Origin of the sequence: Psychrobacillus sp. AK 1817, from assembly GCF_008807035.1 — a bacterium.
Lineage (GTDB): Bacteria > Bacillota > Bacilli > Bacillales_A > Planococcaceae > Psychrobacillus > Psychrobacillus faecigallinarum.
Map to the genome: position 1 here is coordinate 2,335,541 of NZ_CP031739.1, position 20,541 is coordinate 2,356,081.

22 protein-coding genes are annotated in these 20,541 nt (G+C 35.9%); 7 read left to right on the forward strand and 15 right to left on the reverse strand.

What is annotated here, in order from left to right; all coding sequences use genetic code 11:
* Window positions 1–153 precede the first annotated feature (153 nt).
* Entirely contained in the window at window positions 154–801 is a 648-nt protein-coding gene (locus D0S48_RS11545) for a GntR family transcriptional regulator (RefSeq protein ID WP_151111780.1), read from the reverse strand.
* A gap of 470 nt (window positions 802–1,271) precedes the next feature.
* Here D0S48_RS11545 and D0S48_RS11550 point away from each other — a divergent pair, with 470 nt between their 5' ends.
* From D0S48_RS11550 to D0S48_RS11570, 5 genes are all read left to right on the forward strand, one after another.
* Entirely contained in the window at window positions 1,272–1,712 is a 441-nt protein-coding gene (locus D0S48_RS11550; protein ID WP_151111782.1) for a peptidylprolyl isomerase, read from the forward strand.
* Window positions 1,713–2,486: 774 nt separating this feature from the next.
* Window positions 2,487–2,678 (forward strand): hypothetical protein, encoded by a 192-nt coding sequence (locus D0S48_RS11555; RefSeq protein ID WP_151111784.1) that lies wholly within the window; start codon window positions 2,487–2,489, stop codon window positions 2,676–2,678.
* Window positions 2,679–2,813: 135 nt separating this feature from the next.
* Window positions 2,814–3,020 carry a YjcZ family sporulation protein gene (locus tag D0S48_RS11560; protein ID WP_151111786.1) on the forward strand — a complete coding sequence of 69 codons (207 nt, stop codon included), beginning with the start codon at window positions 2,814–2,816 and terminating at the stop codon, window positions 3,018–3,020.
* A 441-nt stretch (window positions 3,021–3,461) separates the two neighbouring features.
* Window positions 3,462–5,396, forward strand: coding sequence for a glycosyltransferase family 4 protein (locus D0S48_RS11565; protein WP_151111788.1), 1,935 nt, complete (start codon window positions 3,462–3,464; stop codon window positions 5,394–5,396).
* Between the two features lie 14 nt (window positions 5,397–5,410).
* On the forward strand, window positions 5,411–6,370 hold the full coding sequence (locus tag D0S48_RS11570; RefSeq protein WP_151111790.1) for a glycosyltransferase: 960 nt from the start codon (window positions 5,411–5,413) through the stop codon (window positions 6,368–6,370).
* A 201-nt stretch (window positions 6,371–6,571) separates the two neighbouring features.
* Here D0S48_RS11570 and D0S48_RS11575 read toward each other — a convergent pair whose 3' ends face one another.
* From D0S48_RS11575 to D0S48_RS11585, 3 genes are all read right to left on the reverse strand, one after another.
* The gene (locus D0S48_RS11575) at window positions 6,572–7,681 is read right to left on the reverse strand and encodes a DUF1648 domain-containing protein (RefSeq protein WP_191963798.1); all 1,110 of its coding nucleotides are present in this window, start codon (window positions 7,679–7,681) and stop codon (window positions 6,572–6,574) included.
* A 2-nt stretch (window positions 7,682–7,683) separates the two neighbouring features.
* Window positions 7,684–8,067 carry a GntR family transcriptional regulator gene (locus D0S48_RS11580; RefSeq protein WP_151111794.1) on the reverse strand — a complete coding sequence of 128 codons (384 nt, stop codon included), beginning with the start codon at window positions 8,065–8,067 and terminating at the stop codon, window positions 7,684–7,686.
* A 425-nt stretch (window positions 8,068–8,492) separates the two neighbouring features.
* Complete coding sequence (locus tag D0S48_RS11585) at window positions 8,493–9,137, reverse strand: FMN-dependent NADH-azoreductase (protein WP_144538295.1); 645 nt, start codon at window positions 9,135–9,137, stop codon at window positions 8,493–8,495.
* Between the two features lie 250 nt (window positions 9,138–9,387).
* Between D0S48_RS11585 and D0S48_RS11590 the strand changes: the two genes are divergently transcribed.
* Window positions 9,388–9,591 (forward strand): hypothetical protein, encoded by a 204-nt coding sequence (locus D0S48_RS11590; protein WP_144538294.1) that lies wholly within the window; start codon window positions 9,388–9,390, stop codon window positions 9,589–9,591.
* A gap of 72 nt (window positions 9,592–9,663) precedes the next feature.
* On the opposite strand, the gene D0S48_RS11595 is transcribed toward D0S48_RS11590, so the two are convergent.
* The 8 genes from D0S48_RS11595 to D0S48_RS11625 all read right to left on the reverse strand — a co-directional run bounded on the left by D0S48_RS11595 (window position 9,664) and on the right by D0S48_RS11625 (window position 16,866).
* Complete coding sequence (locus tag D0S48_RS11595) at window positions 9,664–10,101, reverse strand: GNAT family N-acetyltransferase (RefSeq protein WP_151111796.1); 438 nt, start codon at window positions 10,099–10,101, stop codon at window positions 9,664–9,666.
* Window positions 10,102–10,371: 270 nt separating this feature from the next.
* Complete coding sequence (locus D0S48_RS11600; RefSeq protein WP_151111798.1) at window positions 10,372–11,316, reverse strand: oxygen-dependent tRNA uridine(34) hydroxylase TrhO; 945 nt, start codon at window positions 11,314–11,316, stop codon at window positions 10,372–10,374.
* Window positions 11,317–11,678: 362 nt separating this feature from the next.
* Complete coding sequence (locus D0S48_RS11605) at window positions 11,679–12,236, reverse strand: hypothetical protein (RefSeq protein WP_225321612.1); 558 nt, start codon at window positions 12,234–12,236, stop codon at window positions 11,679–11,681.
* A 106-nt stretch (window positions 12,237–12,342) separates the two neighbouring features.
* On the reverse strand, window positions 12,343–12,471 hold the full coding sequence (locus D0S48_RS21120) for an endonuclease/exonuclease/phosphatase family protein (RefSeq protein ID WP_255475358.1): 129 nt from the start codon (window positions 12,469–12,471) through the stop codon (window positions 12,343–12,345).
* A gap of 127 nt (window positions 12,472–12,598) precedes the next feature.
* On the reverse strand, window positions 12,599–13,960 hold the full coding sequence (locus D0S48_RS11610; RefSeq protein WP_151111800.1) for an ABC transporter substrate-binding protein: 1,362 nt from the start codon (window positions 13,958–13,960) through the stop codon (window positions 12,599–12,601).
* Between the two features lie 34 nt (window positions 13,961–13,994).
* The gene (locus D0S48_RS11615) at window positions 13,995–14,807 is read right to left on the reverse strand and encodes a carbohydrate ABC transporter permease (protein ID WP_144538289.1); all 813 of its coding nucleotides are present in this window, start codon (window positions 14,805–14,807) and stop codon (window positions 13,995–13,997) included.
* Window positions 14,804–15,715, reverse strand: a complete 912-nt coding sequence (locus D0S48_RS11620; RefSeq protein WP_144538572.1) for a carbohydrate ABC transporter permease — start codon at window positions 15,713–15,715, stop codon at window positions 14,804–14,806. Before D0S48_RS11620 ends, D0S48_RS11615 begins: the two co-directional genes overlap by 4 nt.
* A gap of 20 nt (window positions 15,716–15,735) precedes the next feature.
* On the reverse strand, window positions 15,736–16,866 hold the full coding sequence (locus D0S48_RS11625; RefSeq protein WP_144538288.1) for an ABC transporter ATP-binding protein: 1,131 nt from the start codon (window positions 16,864–16,866) through the stop codon (window positions 15,736–15,738).
* 220 nt (window positions 16,867–17,086) lie between these two features.
* On the opposite strand from D0S48_RS11625, the gene D0S48_RS11630 reads away from it, so the two are divergent.
* On the forward strand, window positions 17,087–17,953 hold the full coding sequence (locus D0S48_RS11630) for a glycerophosphodiester phosphodiesterase family protein (protein WP_144538287.1): 867 nt from the start codon (window positions 17,087–17,089) through the stop codon (window positions 17,951–17,953).
* 2 nt (window positions 17,954–17,955) lie between these two features.
* On the opposite strand, the gene D0S48_RS11635 is transcribed toward D0S48_RS11630, so the two are convergent.
* From D0S48_RS11635 to D0S48_RS11645, 3 genes are all read right to left on the reverse strand, one after another.
* Window positions 17,956–18,402, reverse strand: a complete 447-nt coding sequence (locus tag D0S48_RS11635; RefSeq protein WP_144538286.1) for a YaiI/YqxD family protein — start codon at window positions 18,400–18,402, stop codon at window positions 17,956–17,958.
* 262 nt (window positions 18,403–18,664) lie between these two features.
* Entirely contained in the window at window positions 18,665–19,747 is a 1,083-nt protein-coding gene (locus D0S48_RS11640) for an ABC transporter substrate-binding protein (protein ID WP_144538285.1), read from the reverse strand.
* 12 nt (window positions 19,748–19,759) lie between these two features.
* Window positions 19,760–20,539 (reverse strand): ABC transporter ATP-binding protein, encoded by a 780-nt coding sequence (locus D0S48_RS11645; RefSeq protein WP_144538284.1) that lies wholly within the window; start codon window positions 20,537–20,539, stop codon window positions 19,760–19,762.
* Window positions 20,540–20,541 lie beyond the last annotated feature (2 nt).

Here is a 20,541-nt window from a genome sequence, read left to right on the forward strand (position 1 = left end):
ATTTGAAGTAATGTTTATAAATCAAACCCTTACATAATACAAAAGGATTCGGAATAAGTTCATTCCGAATCCTTTTGTATTTGACCATTAACTGTCACATAAAAAAATAGACAGACTCAATTGACTTGAGTTGTCTACTGTCCTTTATATTTTCTACAATGGTATTATCTCCACTTTATCTGTATCCCAATGTACTTCTTTTATATACCTTTCTAATTCACCTAACTCACCATTTTTAAAAAGCTCCAACATCTTTCTATGTTCATCGTTCGTCACTAAGAGCCTTTTTTTCAGCTCTTCCTTGTCTTCAAAATGATAAACGCTCTTTAAAAATCTTTTTTCTGATTTTAATAGAAGGCTTACAAGGCTTTTGTTTGGACACACCGAAAGATAGACATTATGAAAAGCTTCCTGCATTTTATGATACATTTGGAAATTTTCCGTATTTATTGCTAGTTCAATACTCTGTATATAGAAATCCATTTCCTTCATGTGGTTCTCAGTCAAGAGCGGTGCTGAAAGTGAAGCAGCTAAGCCATCCAATGCACCAATAATAAAATACGTTTCTTTCGCTTCTTCCTTTGTAAGTTTTTTTATCACGAACCCTTTTCTTGGCACATTATCTAATAGACCTTCGGAAGAAAGCTGTATAAGTGCCTCTCTAACTGGAGTTCTACTAACCTTTAAACTTTCACTAATCGCGGTTTCATTTACTTTACTATTGGCGATTAATTCTCCATTGTTAATCTTTTCTACTATATAATTATAAACGTGGTCTTTTAAAGATAAATATTCTGTCATAAAAATACTCCTTGCATTATTTAATATATAAACTAAAACGTATGAATTTGAACTTGGAGCGTATATAGGATAATTATTAATCTGTATTCTTAAGTAAATAATAACGAGTTACCCAAAAACCTACTTTAGACTAATTAACCTAAGCTTTTTAGGATAGGTTCTTACTTAAGAATCTACCATTGTTGAGTATGAAATATGAAGTATTTAACTATCATTGTACATCAATTGGAAAAATTAAGCTTTACTTTTAACACTAGTTTGCAATAGACACTCTGCTTAGATGTTATTCTTTTTTACACGTTGTTTTCCAAAATTTTTGAATTTAAAAGCTGAATGAATAATTTTACTTCGGAGGTGGCTGGTTCTTTCTAATCATCTATTAAGCCTCTTTGCAGTTATGTTCTTTGGAAAAAGCTAGAGTTCATGCTATACTGTGAAAGAATTTTTTATTACAAAAGGAGTGTTTTATAATGACGAAAAAAGGTTATTTCCTTATGGAATCTGGGGACAAAATTGAATTTGAATTATATCCAAACGAAGCACCAAACACAGTAGCAAACTTTGAAGAATTAGCTAACAGTGGTTTTTACAACGGTGTAGTATTTCACCGTGTTATTCCTGGCTTTGTAAGCCAAGGTGGAGATCCAACTGGTACAGGCATGGGCGGAAGCGGCAAAACAATCAAATGTGAAACTGCTGGAAACCCACACAAACACGAAGCAGGAAGCCTTTCTATGGCTCATGCAGGAAAAGACACTGGATCAAGCCAATTCTTCATCGTGCACGAACCACAACCACATCTAAACGGTGTTCACACTGTTTTCGGTAAAGTAACAAGCGGTTTAGAAGCTGCAAAAGCTATGAAAAATGGCGATAAAATGGAAAAAGTTGAAGTGTTTGACGAAGAGTAAGTAAATAACAGACAACTGTTTAGGCTTTGGAATTTTTGTTCCAAAGCCTACATTTTTCTAGTTATTTGATGTATGGGAACAGATACAAAAAATGAACATCTCTGTGATTTTTATTCCATACGTTCTCTTTCCCCCAGCAAGATCCTTCTGCACCATTCTTTTTTCTATTTCATATACATAATTATCTCTACCCTGCCAAGCACTATGTTTAGGAGGTTATAGCATGAAGGATTTCCATTGCTGTGCAACTTGTATTCATTTCATCAGTGAAAAAACGAAAAACGGAATGTTTTATAAATGCAAAAGGTTGGGCTTTCAAACTGCTCCCACATATAAATTTAATTGTTGGAACCCAAAAGAAAACGTTCGAAAGCTGATGGAAAAGGAAAATCAATAGATATCTCTATTTAAAAGTGAATGACTGCTACCAGTTACCATAAATTAATGGTCGAAGAGATAATCCTAAATTGGCTCTTTATTAAACATCCGAGAGCCTGCTTTGTAATATCATATTTTAGACAACGTTATTTAACTCCTCCATAACTCCAATCTGCAGATTTTGATCCCACAAACAAAAGTCTCCATTAATCACTAAAAATAAATATCTTTTTGTAACATATTTACTTTCATAGTTATACTTGTTTATTTTTAAAATAAATGGTCGTTATATTACAATAAAATAACAATAAGAATATAAATCTGTATATTTATTCCTTTCCATTATTTTTGTTGATATAATCGTATACATAAAAAGTCATAGTCGGAGGTGTACCTATGTTTCTTATTACCCGTCAATTAAATGGTACAACAGAGACCTTAAAAAATTCTAATAGCCAATTAGATAAAACTTTTACGAACTATGAAGATGCACATAATTTCGTCCAAAAGCTAAATCAAAATATTATTCCATCTAAACATTGGACGGTTACAGAAAATATGAATGAAGCAAAGAGCGAACAGTTATAATAACTGCTCGTTTTTTTGTTTTCATTTTTTCTTCTATTTAAAAATAAAAAAATATGGAGAACTACTACATATTCATCAGTCTAACCATAATTCCCCACATAAAATAAGATAACTCTTAGCGAGGAGGTGGTAATAATGAGTTATTCAAATTATTGTGGCGGCTATGGTGGTGGTAACACTGGCGGATATGGCGGTTACTGTGGCAACACTGGCGGTAACGTTGGTGGAGTCGGCTTCGGATCAGGATTCGCTTTATTAGTAGTATTATTTATTCTTTTAATTATCGTAATTGGTACTTTGGGGCATGGCAAAGGCGGCTATGTTGGCGGTGAATCCTGCTAATTAAGGATTCATGTACCTCCAAGTTATTTCAGTTTCCTTCATGAGATGGGCTTTTATAGCCTGTCTCTATTTACATAAAGTATAGTTGTTATAGTTAGGCATGCTCGTTCTCAGGAAATTTCCTTTCTCTTTAAAAGTGGATAAGCTACCATTATCTTTTTACAACTAAAAAATAATTTATTGTTTATCCATTTTTCTCCACGTTCCTCACATTCCAACTACACCAAATATTTAAATGTTTTTTATCCTAAATCACATCTTTTCACTCTCTTCTCCCTCCATTCCTTTTCAAAAAAACTTTAAGGTTATTCGGATTAGACTGTGCATTTTAACTTAGATCAGAAACTAATTACTGAATAAAATACATAAACGGAAAGTTAAAACATTCATTACAGACAGGAGATTATTCCCTGTTTTTTAGGAAGTTGAGGAGAATTTAAGTTGATATGCTTTGCAATATTAGCACATGAGAATGAAGAAGTGCTGGTTAATCAAATAAAAAATATTAAATACTATAATCCAGGCTGTAAAGTTATCCTTTACAACGGCGGATTGGATACCAAATTTGGATTAAAATCCAATATACCTATTTGTCCCAAAAGTAGACCTTTGAAAAAAGAAAAATTAGGTCGCTTTTTTTTGGATATCATGACGTGGCTTGAAGAAATACAAATAGACTATGATTATCTAGTTAATTTGGATTCAGATGTTATGTTTATAAAAAAAGGATATGAAAAGTATTTAAATAAACATATGCAGGGGTATGACTGCATGGGAATTAATATGGGAATCCAACGTTCACCCCTGGATGCTCCCCACTGGGTTCCTGGAATGAACATGTGGAGCGAATGGGCAATATGGCAACCTTTTTTTGGAACAGATTACTTTTGCGGCTCCCTTAATTCCATGCAGGTATACCGTAAAGAAATTGTTAAAAAAATGATCACCAATTTAGACATTGATAAACTAGAAACACTTTTCCAGGTAACAGATGTATATGCGCTCGAAGAAATACTATATGCGACCCTTGCTGTACGGTGCGGCGGTAAACACAGACCATATCCTAGTGAATGTGCGGAATTTGTAGGATGGACCCCTCTATCAATTAGCGAAATAGAAATAGCTCTAGAGAATGAAAATGTGTTTTTTGTTCACCCTATCGAACGAACAATGGATAATCCTGCTAGAAAATGGCTAACAAATAAAATAAAGTTATTTTCACGATTCTTAGAATTTATAGGATATAGAAAAAAAAAAATAGATTACCCAAGTTCTTTAACCATTAGTTGGGCCTGTTATCAGGGAGGAGTAGAAACTGCACTTTATAACCGTTTGAGAATTTTGACCTCTCTGGATGTTAATGCACATGCTTATTTTTATCATGGTGGTTCAGGCGCATCACTCTATAAGGATATTCCCTATCATATATCTTCTATAGAAAAAGATTTAGGGGCTTACATCCAAAAATATCAATTTAACATTGTGACATTTATCAATACACTTTATAACATTGAAGAACTAGAACGTATTGACTATCAAGGCAAAGTAATTTTTGAATTCCACGGTTATAACTCAAGTATTTCACAGGAACTATACAAAATAAATAGTGGACAAGATAAAGGCTATGTAAAGGCTATAGTTGTACCAAGTAGTTATGTAGCGGAAATTGCAAAAGCTAATCTAACAAATAGAAAAGATCTGCCTATCTTTGTTGCAAGAAATCCAATAGATACCTCTGTTTTTTATAAACAATCAACAAATGCAATAGTAAATATGTATCCAAAGTTAAAAACTTGGAAAGGTATTCCTATAATTGGTTGGGTCGGTAGACTAGATAGCAATAAAAACTGGGAGAAGCTATTAAGTATTTTTACTGCAATTAAAACTAAAAATTCATTAGTTAAATTAGCAATTGTGAGCGATATCACTTCCAGTCCAGATGTCCACCTCTTCAATGAAAAAGTACTACAGTCTAATCTCTCAGACGAAATAATTTTACTTCCTAACGTACCATTTGAAAAAATGCCCTCTTACTACTCATTAATAACTCAATCTAGAGGAGTATTTCTTTCTACTTCTTTATCTGAAGGATACCCACTAAATTTACTAGAAGCACAAGCGTGTGAATGCCCAATCGTTTGCACAGATATTGGTGGCAGCAATGAAATAGTAACTGATAAATTAACTGGCTTTACATTTCCTGTTATAAACGACAATATTGCAATATTACAGACTCAAGAACTCCTAAATAACAGCAAATTACGCAAAAAAGTTGGAAAAAGGGCAAGAAAAAGCGTCCTCTCCAAAAATAACCTTGATCAAAATATTAAGGAATACTTAAATTGGATTACTAATTTAGGTAACCATGAGTTTTAGGGAGGTGTAAAGTTATGAAAAAAAAATTAACCATTTTATTTATTACCTTTGATAACAAACGTAACGTCGATAGAAACTCCTTTTATTTAACACAAGAACTTGCAAAAATATCAAATTTAATTCTATGGCATGAAGCCGGCAATATTAGGGATATTTTATCAAAAATAAACGATATTCCAGACTTCATTATATTGAACGATATGAAGGAAGGTCCAGAAGTAACAGGTTGGCCTTCGATATCCATTCCTTTTGGTATTATTATACATGATCTTCATTACGCTATTAACAAAAGAAAAGAGTTTATTTGGAATAATGATGTCCCTTATATCTTCTCTATTTACCGTGACAAGTTTTATGAATGGTACCCTGAATTTAAAGAGCGGTTACGGTGGCTTCCCCAACATACGAATACAAACATTTTCAAAGATTATAAGATAGAAAAGGATATTGACTGGTTGCTAATGGGAGCAGTTACAGGATGGGTTTATCCACTTCGTGAGAAGATTGTCCAAACCATGTATGGGCACAATGGTTTTGTTTATCACGAGCACCCTGGATATCGGGATATATATGAAGAGAAAGAAAATAATATATTTATTGGTGAGCAATATGCCAGAGAAATTAACCGCGCTAAAATGTTTTTTACATGTGATTCTATTTATAATTATCCCATTACTAAATACTATGAAGTCCTTGCTTGCAAGACTTTATTGCTTGCTTCCTCCTCCAAGGAGCTAGCTGACTTAGGTTTTATCCCTGGGGTCAATTATGTAGAGATTGATGAAAATAATTTCATAGAAAAAGCTTTTTACTATTTACATCATTCTGAAGAGCGAATGAAAATTACTGAAGAGGGATATAAAATGGTCCATGAAAAATATTCTACAGCAAAACGTGCAATGCTATTAAAAACAATGATCTATGAGATTCTAAGTGAAAGACAATTATTGAACAAGGATCAAATTGATCTTTGAATAAAATTATATTGAGCAACTTGCCGCTTTTCCAAATAAATGATTAAAAAAATGTTTTCACATACATTGTCTTATTTCACATTCTTAGATGGAATAAAATAACCTATCTAGATAATTGGGGATTCCTATATCCTTTGTCTCTTTGTATATGCGCAACATAAAAATAATCCCTAGAGCATTTTATACTCTAGGGACATCGTTTTACAGAAGAAACGAAATAGCAAGAATGAGAAGAATGGGACCTAAAATAAATAACCAGGCTAATGGTCTTGCAAAGTTAATGGACCAACCGACTCCAAAACGTTTTTCCACAAAAATGCTAGGGTCGTCTTTGTTAATATAGAAAATACCGCCCTTCCAAAACTGATCATCGTCTACAGATGTAATATGATGATTTACTTCTGCTTCATCCTCCCCTACTTTTATACGTGAACCACCTTGCCCTACTTTTATTGTAAAAATAGCAACGCTAGCAAAAGCTAGGACCAAAAACCCAAGTGGCAGGACAAGCATAACTATCGAGGAGGTTATTTCCGGATGAATGGTTTGTAACTGAAAATACCCCATCATCAAAGTAATCGCTACCGACATGACAAAAGAAAGCCAGCTTGAATATTTTCGAAATGCTAGCTGCTGCTTTACAGAGGTTTTTTTGTTTCGAGGGCTTATACTTGTTCCTGATAATTTTATCCCCTCGCTTGTAAATAAAAACATTCCCTGAACAACCAATAATATCAGTGGAAGAGAAATGGCAGTAAAATAACTTTTCTTACTAAATGCATCTGCTTCCCCTGTTGGACCCCAATGGGTAGGAATCAATTCCGGCATCTGTGGATATTTCATAATTGTATAAACGATAAGTCCGATTGTTACAACCATTGGGACGATAAAAGCCATTTTTGGAAGTAATTGAAGCTTTTCATGGAACTTCAAATCCACTACTCTCACTTCGTTTTTATCTGAGTACCAACGACGCTCCTCTTTTAACTTCTTCATTCTTGTATGCATGATAAAGTAATAAGCGATACTCAAAAAAAGAACGACAAATTGAATCCCCACACTAACAAGGGCAAGAGTCTCCTCTGCAGGCTTTTGACTGAGCGCCCATACTAAATAGATCGCAAAGATAACTAAGCCAACCGAGAGAACGACTCCGGTATATCTTTTTTTTAGTAGAAGTATTTCCTTATCCTTTGCATGCTGATCAGGAACATTTAAACCGAAGATGAGCGTTGGCTTTAAAAATACCGGAATGAACGCCTGTAATATCGTAATAAATAAAAGAATAAATCCAAATAACAATAAAATCATCATTACCCCTCCTTAATATGTTGAACAAGCTCTCTTACCATCGCAACCATTTCTTCCTCTGAAAGCTGTAATACCATTCCCTCCGCTAATAATGGGCGAATTTGTTCTGCAAGCAATTGCTGTTGTATTTGTGTTGCTTTTTCCAATCCTTTTGGCTGCACAATGACCCCAGATTTTGGGACAATTTGAATGAAGTCCTTTTCTTCTAAAAGGTGATATGCTTTGTTAACTGTATGCATATTCATCCCCAAATCTGCTGCAAAACTTCTTACAGATGGTAGAGAATCCCCTGGCTTTAACTCACCCCTAGCCATGCCTTCTATCAATTGTTGAGCTAACTGTAAATAGATCGGTACGGATGAATTTGGTTTTATCTCTATAAACATATTATGCCTCCTATTTACGTTGTTCTATTAATATTATAACACACTGTTCTATGTATAGTATATCAAAACTAATTAATCATTCTCCTGTGTTAGTTGGATGGTTCCTGGTTGTTTTACGACAATTGATCACTGGTTTACTACAATTGGAGCTTATTTTACGACAATTAGCCACTGATTTACTACAATCACCCGGTAGTTTACTACAATCCCATTCTATGGCGAACGCTTCCGCCTGGTTTACTACAATCAGAGCTTATTTTACGACAATCAGCCACTAGATTACTACAATCAACCGATAGTTTACTACAATCCACTCCTAAGATGAGCGCTCTCGACCATCTTTCCTGCATTTCACTTAGCTTATTTCCGCATAAAAATAAAGCCGCCAAGGTCGCTTAAGGACCTTGACGGCTTTATATAATTAATTAGGCTTTAACTGCTAAGTCTACTAAACGTTGAGCAGAAGCTTTTACTTCTTCCATACCTGAAGAAATGATTTCTTGTGCTTTATCAGGCATTGCGTTATGACCTTCAATAATTACTTCATCAATAATTTGCATACCGAAAACTCCACCAAATACTGCGCGCATGTAGTTTACAGCCATTTCCATTGGTGCTGCCTCAGGTGTAGAGTAAATACCACCGCGAGCGTTTAGGAAGATTGCTTTTTTATCTGTCATCAATTGAATCATGTTGCCTTGTGCATCATATTTAAATGCAAAGCCTGCAGCATATACATAATCAATGAAAGTTTGTAATTTAGCTGGAATAGTTAGATTCCATAATGGGAATGCAAATACTACAACATCTGCAGCAGTTAATAAATCCATTGCTTTTTGTTTAGCTGATAACAAGCGAGATTCCACATCAGTTAACTCTCCACCATTTTGTACTTTACCGAAAGCATTGAAAAGATCTTGTCCAAAGTATGGAGTGTCTTCTTCATATACGTCATAAACAGTTACGTTTACGTCTTTACCTTCAAGCTCAGCCATGAATGTTTCATACATTTTACTTGAAATTGCCTCTGTTGCTGGACGATTATTTGCTTTTACTACTAATACGTTCATTTTAAAACTCCTCTATATATCTATATGTTTTTTTAGGTTTTATTTATCTCACTTTCGAGACTTCTCTATATTATATTAATATAAGTTGACTGTCAAAAAGTTAGCTCATGTTAGTTATTTGATCTTTACAATAGATTTCTCCAGAATATGTGCAGCTATACCAAATGAATTATTCTTATTTTTCATCCATTTGGAAACTTTAACTATTCCTGTATTTGTTATACTATTTATACAAAGGGAGGTGCCATGCTTGGAGGATATTATTGCTATATTTATTTTTTCTGCTATTGGCTTATCCTTGCTTAGCGTAATTGCTATTGGAGGCTACGTAACAGTAAAACAACAGCAGCATAAGCAAAAGGAATTAGAGATAGAGCTTTTGCGTTTAGAAAATGAAGCTTTTATGCTTTTGGAGCGAAAAGCTATACGAGAAGGAAAACAGCTGGAGGAATAAATGGAGTTAATAAATAGAAAAGGTGCTCCTTGTAAATACCTTCACAAAGAGCACCATAATTGGTTTGAGTTATTATAATCCTATTACATGAGTTGTGTCCGGAGATCTTCGGTCAAATATAAAGCCGTTTGCCCGATAAAAAGCATCAGCTTTTGTTGATTCAGTTTTAGTAGTGATTTCATTGAATTGGCCTTTTGCATCTTCTAAAATTACTTTAAATAGCTTACTCCCGATTCCTTTTCTTCGGTAATCAGGCAAAGTATAAAATCGGTGTAATCTAGCAGAGTCTGATCCCAAGATATCACGATTCAGGCCACCAATCGCAACTAGCTCTTCTGCTTCCCAAGCACCATACAGTGCTTCTCCCTGTTCACTAAATCTGTTTGTACCATCCTCATATTCAGATGCCAGTCTGGAGACAAAACGATACCCTTCTTTTTCGCTTTCTTCAATTAGCTTGGATACGTCGACCTCTTTCAAATCAGAAATTCTTCTCACTTCGATTGCCATATACGTTCCTCCATTCTATTATAAAAAACGAACTCCTAGTATCTTTCTAGATAAGACCACTAAACCCCTTTATACCTATTATTATATTTTGTTTCCCACTATATTATACAGTCACAGATTATACATCAATGGTGAATCATCTTGTACAGTTTTTCCATATGTTTCGCATTATAATGGAGACAATATGTTTACACATTCTTTCTTGCTCTAAAAATGAAATATTATAAAAAAACCATGCTAATTAAATAGCATGGTTGATCAAAAATTATGTTAAATAGCAGCTAATCTAGCTTCTACTTCTTCTTCAGTTAAATTATGTTCTACAATATAGCGATTTCTTGGGTGCACACGACACTCATGTGAACAGCTACGAAGATATTTGTGTTCATTTTCTTCAGAACAAAGAATTTTGTCATTACAGTCTGGATTTGCACAGTTTACATATCGCTCGCAAGGTTCTCCAGTGAAATGGTCTTTCCCTACCACTACATGCTCGACTTGGTTAATCGGCACAGCTATACGCTCATCAAAAACGTACATTTGGCCATCCCACAGCTGACCACGAACCTCTGGGTCTTTACCATAGGTAGCAATACCGCCGTGTAATTGAGCAACGTCTTCAAATCCTTCTCTTACTAACCAGCCAGAGAATTTTTCACAACGGATTCCGCCAGTGCAATATGTTAATACCTTTTTACCTTCAAACAATTCCTTATTGTCATGAATCCATTCAGGAAGATCACGGAAGTTACGAATATCCGGACGGATTGCCCCACGGAAATGACCTAAGTCAAACTCATAATCATTACGAGCATCTATCACTATTGTATCTTCTGCTTGCATTTGCTCATAAAATTCTTTTGGAGACAAATATTTTCCTGTTAATTCATTAGGATTGATGTCTTCCTCTAATCCTAAATGAACAATTTCACGCTTAGGTCGAACGTGCATTTTTTTGAATGCATGTCCATCCGCTTCATCTATTTTAAACACCATATCCGCGAAACGATTGTCCGCTTTCATCATGTCCATGTATGCGTCTGTTTGTTCAATTGTTCCGGAACAAGTTCCGTTAATACCTTCGTTCGATACTAAAATACGCCCTTTTAACCCAATTTCCTTACATGCAGCAAGATGCTCTTGTGCAAATATTACTGGATCTTCAATCGGGACATATTTGTAGTAAAGTAATACTCTGTATGCATTTGTGTCCATTTTTTACTCCACCTTTTCAAATTTTGTCCATCAATTTATCATAACAAATTTAATGTGAGAAGTTAAATAGTTAGTTTTATCAAAATTTGACCACGAGGAGTTTTCCATGTAATGCTACAGGCTTGAATCTCAAGTTCGCTCGACAAAATTTCCAAGAAACTTGGTGAACGGTCATAAATATTTTTATCCGGTCATAAATCCTTGCTGAACGGTCATAAATATTTCTATCCGGTCATAAATCCTTGCTGAACGGTCATAAATATTTCTATCCGGTCATAAATCCTTTCCGAACGGTCATAAAAAAATCTATCCGGTCATAAGTCTATACTCGCTGGTTCCAAACGGGATTCTTTTACTTGTTTTCATGGATTTTTCATTCTTTCATTAACATTTATAATATCTAATACCACTCCATAGTGGTCGCTAGGTAATATCTGTGCTTTGGCAGTTGGATTATTCCCAAACACTTCCACACTTATAGATGGTAGTTTCAAATTCTTATGTAGCTTTAATAAAATCCAGTCATATCGAGCTTGTATGGTTAAACTTGATTCGTTTTTTATGTTTGGATTATTTATATAGTCTAAAGTAGGCTGAGCTTTAATATTATTTATTTCTTCATTTAGCTGTGCTGCATCTATCCATTTATTATTAGTTAGGTATTGATGAATACTTGAATTAGGTTCATCATTAAAATCTCCGCAAAGAACCTCGTATGATTTATTGTCCTCTAAAATCCATTCATGTACCGCTCTAATCTGTTCTTCTCTTACTATAGTAGATTTCCAATTTAAATGAACATTTGTTATTCCAAATTCGTAGGATCCATATTTGAAAGTAATTCTATTTGCACAGTAATTTGTTTCCTTAATATTTTTGCTCCAAATTACATCTTCACTACTTATTGGATATTTACTCAAGATAGCTAGTCCTTCATCTGGAGAATCAGGATATTCGTTAAAAATACCATATGGATATCCGATAGTGTTTGCTATATACTGAGCGACATTTAAATTCTCACCTTCTTCAATACGCCATTACTTCCTGTAAAGAAATAATATCAGGATTTACTTTTTTTATTTCTTCACAAATTGCTATTAATCGGTCCTTCCACATTACTTGCTTATTCCAAATATTAAAGGTCGCTATTCTCATTACTTCTCCTATGGTATTTTGTATTTGGCTGTCACTTTTAAAGGAATGTCTTCGTTTAGACTTAAATTGATTCTCTCTTTAACCATAAAACAAGCAGAAAGCTTTTGCTCTCTGCTTGCTTTCTTATTTATTTTGTTTTGTTAGCTATATCGATTGCTCGATTAGTTCCTTCTGCTGCAGCATCTAGCGCTTCTTTAGGATCCATCCCTTGGTATAGATTCTCTAAAGCTGTGACGATTTGCTGACGAGATTCTGGGAAAACCGAGATTAAAGCTCCCTGAGTAGCAATAGAAGGCTCCGTGCTTTGAAGCTGCTCCACCGTTACTTTTAACTGTGGCATCTCTTCCCAAGCTTTTTTTACGATATCTTCTTCATATGCGGATGGGTTGATCGCAAAGTAACCTGTATCTAAATGCCATTTTGCTTGGACCTCTGGAGTAGTTAGATATTTCATGAATTCCCAGGCCGCTTTTTGCTCAATTTCTGCGATTCCCTTAGACATCCATAGAGATGCCCCTCCGATTACAACACCTTTACGATCTACTTCATCTGCATAAGGAATGTATGCTGCCCCTACTTCAAATGGTGCGTTATCAATGATTCCACGTACACCTGCGGAAGAATCCATATACATAGCCACTTTCCCTGATTGGAAGGCAGCTCGGATGTCATCCCAGTTCGTTCCGAAGTTACCAAATGTGCCAGCTTTATTCATTGTATTTAGGAATTCAAATACACGTTGACCTTCTTCTCCGTTGAAAACTGCTTCGGTTGCGTCACCTGCGCGGCCATTTTCTTCATTTACATACAGTCCACCTTGTGTCGCTACTAGCTGCTCGAAGAACCAGCCGTATGTCAGCATAGAGAAGCCCTTCATTTCATCTGTTTTAAGCTTAGCAGCTGCATCAATTACCTCTTGGAAAGTTTTAGGAGGATTCTCAGGATCTAAGCCAGCTTCCTTGAAAGCATCCTTGTTATAAAGCATTACCGGTGTAGAAGAGTTAAACGGCATAGAGTATAATTCACCATCTAAAGAATAATAATTTAAAATGTTTTCCTCTAATTGAGACAAATCATAGTTATCTTCATCGATAAATTTTTGCATTGGCTCGATGAATCCACTTTCAATCATATATTTAGTCCCTACCTCAAACACCTGCGTTATGGCTGGAGCATCTGCAGTACCACCAACACTACGAAGCTTAGTTAATGATTCTTCATAAGATCCTTGGAATTCTGCCTTAACTTCATAGTCATCCTGTGATGCATTAAAGTCTGCGACAAGACTGTCTAGAGCAGTCTGCCCTGATCCTGACATAGCATGCCAGAAGGAAATGACTGTTTTACCTTCTTCTGATTTTTCAACATCTTCATCGCTTTTTTGCACAGGTTCTGTTGACGATCCCTCATCACTATTTGTACAGGCAGCTAATGCTAGAATACCTAATAAAATCATGAACAACCACGTAAACTTAAACTTCTTTCCCATTTCATACACCTCTTTTTTTAGTTTGGAACAACTGTTATTTTAAAGCCCCTTGCGTTAACCCCTTTTGCAATTGCTTTTGTCCTAAAAACAATAGTAATAGTGTTGGAATAATAACTACGATTACCCCTGCCATCACCACCCCCCATTCTGTTGCAACCTCTTGCGACTGCAACTGCTTCAAACCAATTTGTACCGTTCGAACGGAATTATTGGTTGTAACTAACAGCGGCCATAAATACATATTCCATGTTGTTAAGAACCCATAAGCTCCTAGTGTTACTAAACTAGTTTTAGAAACTGGTAGAATCACACGTATGAAAAAAGCGAATCGGCTCAGTCCTGCAATTTGAGAAGCCTCATGTAGCTCCTTCGGTATTGTTTTGAAGTGCTGTCTGAGTAAAAATGTCCCGAATGCTAATGCAAAGAATGGTAGTGTCATACCTTGATATGTGTTAATCCAATTCAGATTTTGAATGGTAAAGAAATTGGGTATCATCGTCGCTTCCCAAGGTATCATCATTGTGGAGATAAACAGGAAGAATACAAAATCCCTTCCTTTAAATGGGATAAAAACAAATGCATAGGCTGCTAGACTACAAACAACTAGCTGCCCTAGCATGACCCCAAACGAAACAATAAAGCTGTTGATCAAATAATTTAACAAAGGCAGGCGATCAAACACCTTCACATAATTATCAAAGCTAAAGGTAGAAGGGAGGAATTTTCCCTGTAAAATTTCTCCTCCAGTCATGAAGCTTACCATTAAGGCATAGATAATTGGGAAAAACATAATAAGGGCAGTAATGATCAATAAAAAATAAACGACGGAGCGCTTAAATATTCTCATTGGTAATGCACCTTCTTTTCACCTAGCTTAAACTGTAATATCGTAACGATTAAAATACATACAAACAAGAACACTGCCTGCGCACTTGCTGTACCGAATTGGTAGTTAACAAATGCCTCTCGATAAATGGAATACACTATAAGATTAGTAGATTGGGAAGGTCCACCCTTCGTTAAAATATCCACCTGTCCAAACGTTTGAAATGCATTAATGAGTGAGATCGTAATGATAAAAAACAAGGTAGGAGATAACATTGGAATAGTTATTCTTCTCAAACGATACCAATAGCTTGCTCCGTCAATACGTGCACTTTCATATAAGTGCTCATCAATATTTTGTAGTCCTCCTAGCAATATCAGAAAGCAGAAGCCTGTGTTCAACCATATAGTAGTCAATGACACAGATAGCAATGCCCATGTCGGGTCTAGCAGCCATTCAACTTGTGGAAGATTTAAAATGGCAAGCACTTTATTGAACATTCCAATACTCGGATGGAACAGGAATAACCATACAACAGAAGACGCTGCCACAGAAACTCCCATAGTAGAAGCATAGATCGTACGGAAGAACCCAATTCCTTTTAGCTTTTCATTGGCAAGGAGTGCGAGCCCTAGCGCTATAATAATTCCTGTAGGAACTGTATACAATACAAATAGGAATGTGGCCTTTATACTATTTAGAAATGCTGACGATTCAAGCAAATACGCATAATTTTCAAGACCAACAAATACTGCAGCCTCTCCTGCTTGATTGGTTAAGAAAAAGCTTAAATAAATTGTTCGAAACATCGGATAAAAAACAAACACAGAAAATAATATAATAGATGGCAATAAATATAGGAGAGCAGTCCGGGCATCCAATGAACGCTTCCAAATACTTTTCTTTTGCTTCGATTTAGCGGCTGTCATATGCTTCGATTTCACTACTGTCATACGAATACCTCTTTACCAAATACATGGTTTTCTACATCAGAAGGTTTTTTAATAATCTCCTTCGTCACGCTATCAAAGAAACAAAAGGAATCATAATTCATAATTACTGGAATTTTATCACCTACAGCTATTTGCCATTGGCCGCTCCATTTTACTTGCCATTGCTGATCATTCAATAAAAATGAAAACACCGTTTCATTTCCTAAAATCTCGACATTTACAATTTCGACAACTACTTTTTCCTCAATAGTTGATTCCTTAGTTGCGGCTTTAATATGTTCCGGACGGATGCCAACAATTACATTGTCTGTGAGGTAATGTGCGTCCTCAGCAGGCACTGGGATAGTAATTAAATCATTCAATACAATAGCGTGCTTCTCTTTACTTCCAACGCCTTCGGCAATATTCATTGGTGGTGAACCAATAAAAGTAGCTACAAATGGATTAGCTGGATTATTATAAATATCAATTGGCTTGCCTATCTGTTGAATGGATCCTTCATGCAGAATCATAATGCGATCACCCATAGTCATCGCCTCAATTTGGTCATGTGTTACATAGATCATTGTAATTCCAAGTCTGCGTTGAATCTGTCTTATTTCCGATCTCATATGTGCGCGAAGCTTCGCATCTAAGTTGGATAATGGTTCATCCATTAAGCAAATTGGTGCTTGGTTTACGATAGCTCGAGCAAGAGCAACGCGTTGTCTTTGCCCTCCTGAAAGCTCTCTCGGCTTGCGCTTTAAGTAATCAGAAAGTCCAAGCATCTGAGCAACTTCCTTTGTTCGATTAGCCCGTTCTTCTTTAGAAATTTTCTTTACGTGCAAACCAAACTGGATATTTTCCTCCACAGTAAGATGAGGATATAAGGCGTAATTTTGAAATACCATGGACAAATCACGCTTACTTGGAGGTAAATCATTCACTTCCTGCTCACCAATTTTGAGCACTCCTCCTGTTATCTCTTCTAGCCCTGCGATCATTCGTAGCATTGTACTTTTTCCACACCCCGATGGCCCAACAAGTACAAAGAATTCCCCTGGTTCAATCGTTACGTTAATATTAGAGATAACGCTAGATTGTTTGTCATACGACTTAGAGATGTCAATCAGTTCTACTCGCTTCAAAAGATTTCCCCCATCCTCTATTCAATTATGTAACTATAAACATTAGGTTTATAGAGTTTACTATGAAAGCTAGCAAAAAATGATTCTATTCAGCTTCCATAGTTATGTTATCTTTTCATAACTATATTACTAAACCGAATATTCTAAAGTAAAGAAATTTACAATTTTTACAGAATATTTACTTTTAGATAAAAAGTTTACATCTTTGGAGGACATATTTATGCGCAAAAGTAGTTTAATTTTATTGATTTTCATTGTGCTCATTGGCGGATGTAAAGGGAGCGAAGTAACACCTATTGCTTCAGATGAGTTTTTTGTCATCGCGCATAGAGGGGCATCCACCTATGCACCAGAGCATACAATGGTAGCTTACGAGGTTGCTGAGCAACTAGGTGCGACCTATATTGAAATTGACCTACAAATGACCAAGGATGGCTCCCTAATAGCCATGCATGACGAAAAAGTGGACCGAACCACAGATGGGGAAGGTTTAGTAAAGGATTTCACATTAGAAGAATTAAAAGAATTGAATGCAGGAAAGTGGTTTAATGATGCGTATCCAGAATTCGCTAACGATGTGTATGAAAAGGTTCGAGTTCCCACACTAAGAGAAATATTTGAGAATTTTGGGGATAGAGTAAACTATTATATTGAAATGAAGTCCCCCAAAATATATGAGGACATGGAAGAAGAATTACTTGCTTTACTAGAGGAATATAACTTGCTAAATCACCAATCAGAAATACCAAAAGTGATTGTTCAATCCTTTAATCGTGCTAGTTTAATAGAGTTTCATGAGCTGGAGCCAAGTATCCCCCTTATTCAATTGCTCAGCTATAAGGAGAAAGCAGAGCTAACCAACCAAGAGATTAAAAGCTTAAACATCTATGCTAGCGGCATAGGTGTAAACGTGAATGCCGTGGACGGTACCTTTATTCATGAAGCCCAGGAAAATGGGTTAAAGGTTCATCTGTTTTCCCTTAAAAGTGAAGCAGACATAAAAAAAGCCTTGATTTACAAGGCTGATGGTATTTTCGCAGATGCTCCCAATATAGCAATAGACATTTTACAAAATACCGAGGATTAAATCTATTGCTTTAAAGCGTGCTCACAAATTCGCTTAAAATGTATTTCAAACTTTTCATTATCTTCTCTTTGACGTTTCCGTGGTCCCTTCGTTCGACCACCTGCTTGTCTGATTTTTTTAGATATATGTCTACTATCTAACAGCTGATCTATGTTTTCTGGTGTAAACCATCTTCCATTTTGGTCTATCGCAAAGCCTTGCTTAGCTAGAACCATCGCTGCTAATCCATAATCCTGGGTGACAACAATGTCGCCCTTTTTTACTTTATTTACAAGCACAAAATCCACCGCATCCGCACCTTTAGAAACCATGACTGTTTCTGCTCCTTCTCTTTGCATATAATGTGCGGTGTCACATAATAACGTTACCTTCAAATTGAACTGTTTTGCTATATCTATCGTTAAGTCCACTACTGGACAACCATCTGCATCCACTAGTACATTCACCATGTCGAGCACCCCTATCAGCTATTTATCCCTCATTGTATACTAAATGAGCATTTTTATGAATTTAGGAAACAACGCTTCTAGCTTAGCTTATAAAAAAACGCTAGAATCTACTTGCAAAATTTCTGATTTTTGCTTTTACAGAAACTCTCCACTTCCTTGGGCAAGCAGACTTTTTATATCTTAAAGTAGAAAAAGCATTACAATTCTTTTTAAGTTAAAAAGGTATGAAGAAGTATATCTCCATACCTTTTGTCGATTGGATTTATTTATATTCACCAAGTATTTCTACTGCTTTTTCTGTGATGGAGGTATCTACTGCTTTATCAAAGTCTACATCTCCACTAATTGCACCATTTTCTTTGTATGCATCATATTGCTTAACAACGTCATCTAAAAACATTTTACCATCAGGGTCTAAGCCTGTGACAAATACCTTTTCCCATAATGCAGGGTCCTTTAAGGAAGTATGCTTTGTCATGATTTCAATGATTTCCGCTTTTCCTTCCCCTTTTATAAAGGCATCATTATAATCACGAACTCCTTTTAGATAAGCAGCCATGAATCGAAGGGATACATCTTGTTCCTCACTCATAAATTGAGGAGATCCTAAAACCATCGCTATTTGAGATTCCGGTGCATAATCCGTTGCATCTCCAAAACGCTCATGGAATCCATTTTCAATTCCCTGCGTGATTAATGGTTCAATTTGAAGAGCAGCATCTATAGATCCATTTTCAATGGCACCAAGCATGCTCCCGAAATCACCAAGCAGTACAAATTCCACGTCTTCCTGCGTCAAACCTGCGTGCTTCAGCATTTCTAGATAAATATATTCATCGATCGAGTTTTTGGAGGAAACGGCAATACGCTTTCCTTCAAAATCCTTATACTCCTTGATGACGTCCTTCATATGGTTTCCAATGACGAAAGTGAAATACGATTTACCTGGGACGTTATGACCCTTATCTGCAATAATTTTCACATCAATTCCCTGCGCAATGGCATTAAAAAATGAAGCAGTAGAAACTCCACCAGCGATATCTACGTCCCCCGAAGCAAGGGCAGGAAGCATCTCATCACTATTTGCAAATTGGGCAAATTCTACTTCAATATTGTAGTCCTCAAAGTAACCTTTCTCCTTGGCAATGTAAAAGCCTGCTCCTGAGGCAGCACCATCCTCGGCTATAATTACTTTCGCTTTTTTATCCAGTGGAGCTAAATCTCCAGATGGGTTATCCTTACTGACTTGATCGTCAATGCTGCCAGAACTTTCTTTTTCCTTCGAACTACAAGCACCAAGTAATAGAATAGTGGACGCAAATAGTATGAACCAGCGTTTCTTCACAACTTTCCTCCTTTATTTTCTCGATTTTTGAACTTCTTGCTGTAAATGATTCCATATAGATATAAATTGTTCAGCCATCTCTGCATTTGCCCTAACCTGCTCCATCGTACGTGGTCTTGGCATAGGAACTTTTATCTCCCTAACAATCTCACCTGGATGAGAGCTTAATAATACTATCCGATCACTCAGTAACAACGCCTCATCAATGCTATGAGTGATAAATAAAACAGTTTTTTTATTTTCAGACCAGATAGATAATAATTCTTCCTGCAGTATAAATTTGTTCTGTTCATCTAAAGCAGCAAATGGTTCATCCATTAAAAGTATTTCTGGGTCATTGGCAAAAGCCCTAGCGATACTAATCCTTTGCTTCATTCCTCCAGAAAGCTCCTTTGGATAAAGCGTTGAAAAGTTAATTAATCCTACCTTTTTTAAGTAATAGTCAGTTTGCTTCTTTACAAACTCCTGAGGTAGATGCCTCATTTTTAATCCAAAGGCGACGTTTTCTTCAACTGTCAGCCACGGAATAACTCCTTTTTCTTGAAAAACCATGGATTGTAGAGGACGGTTGCCTGCCTCTGCATCAATTGAAAAAGATCCAGAGCTCGGTGTTTCAAGTCCAGCAAGAATTCGTAGAAGAGTTGTCTTTCCACACCCACTTGGTCCAACTAAACAGATGAATTCCCCTTCATTTACTTGAAGGGAAATGTTCTTTATAGCCGTGACACTGTTATTTTTTTTATAGAAAACCTTAGTCATGTTATCAATCGATATTTTTACTTTGCTACTCATTT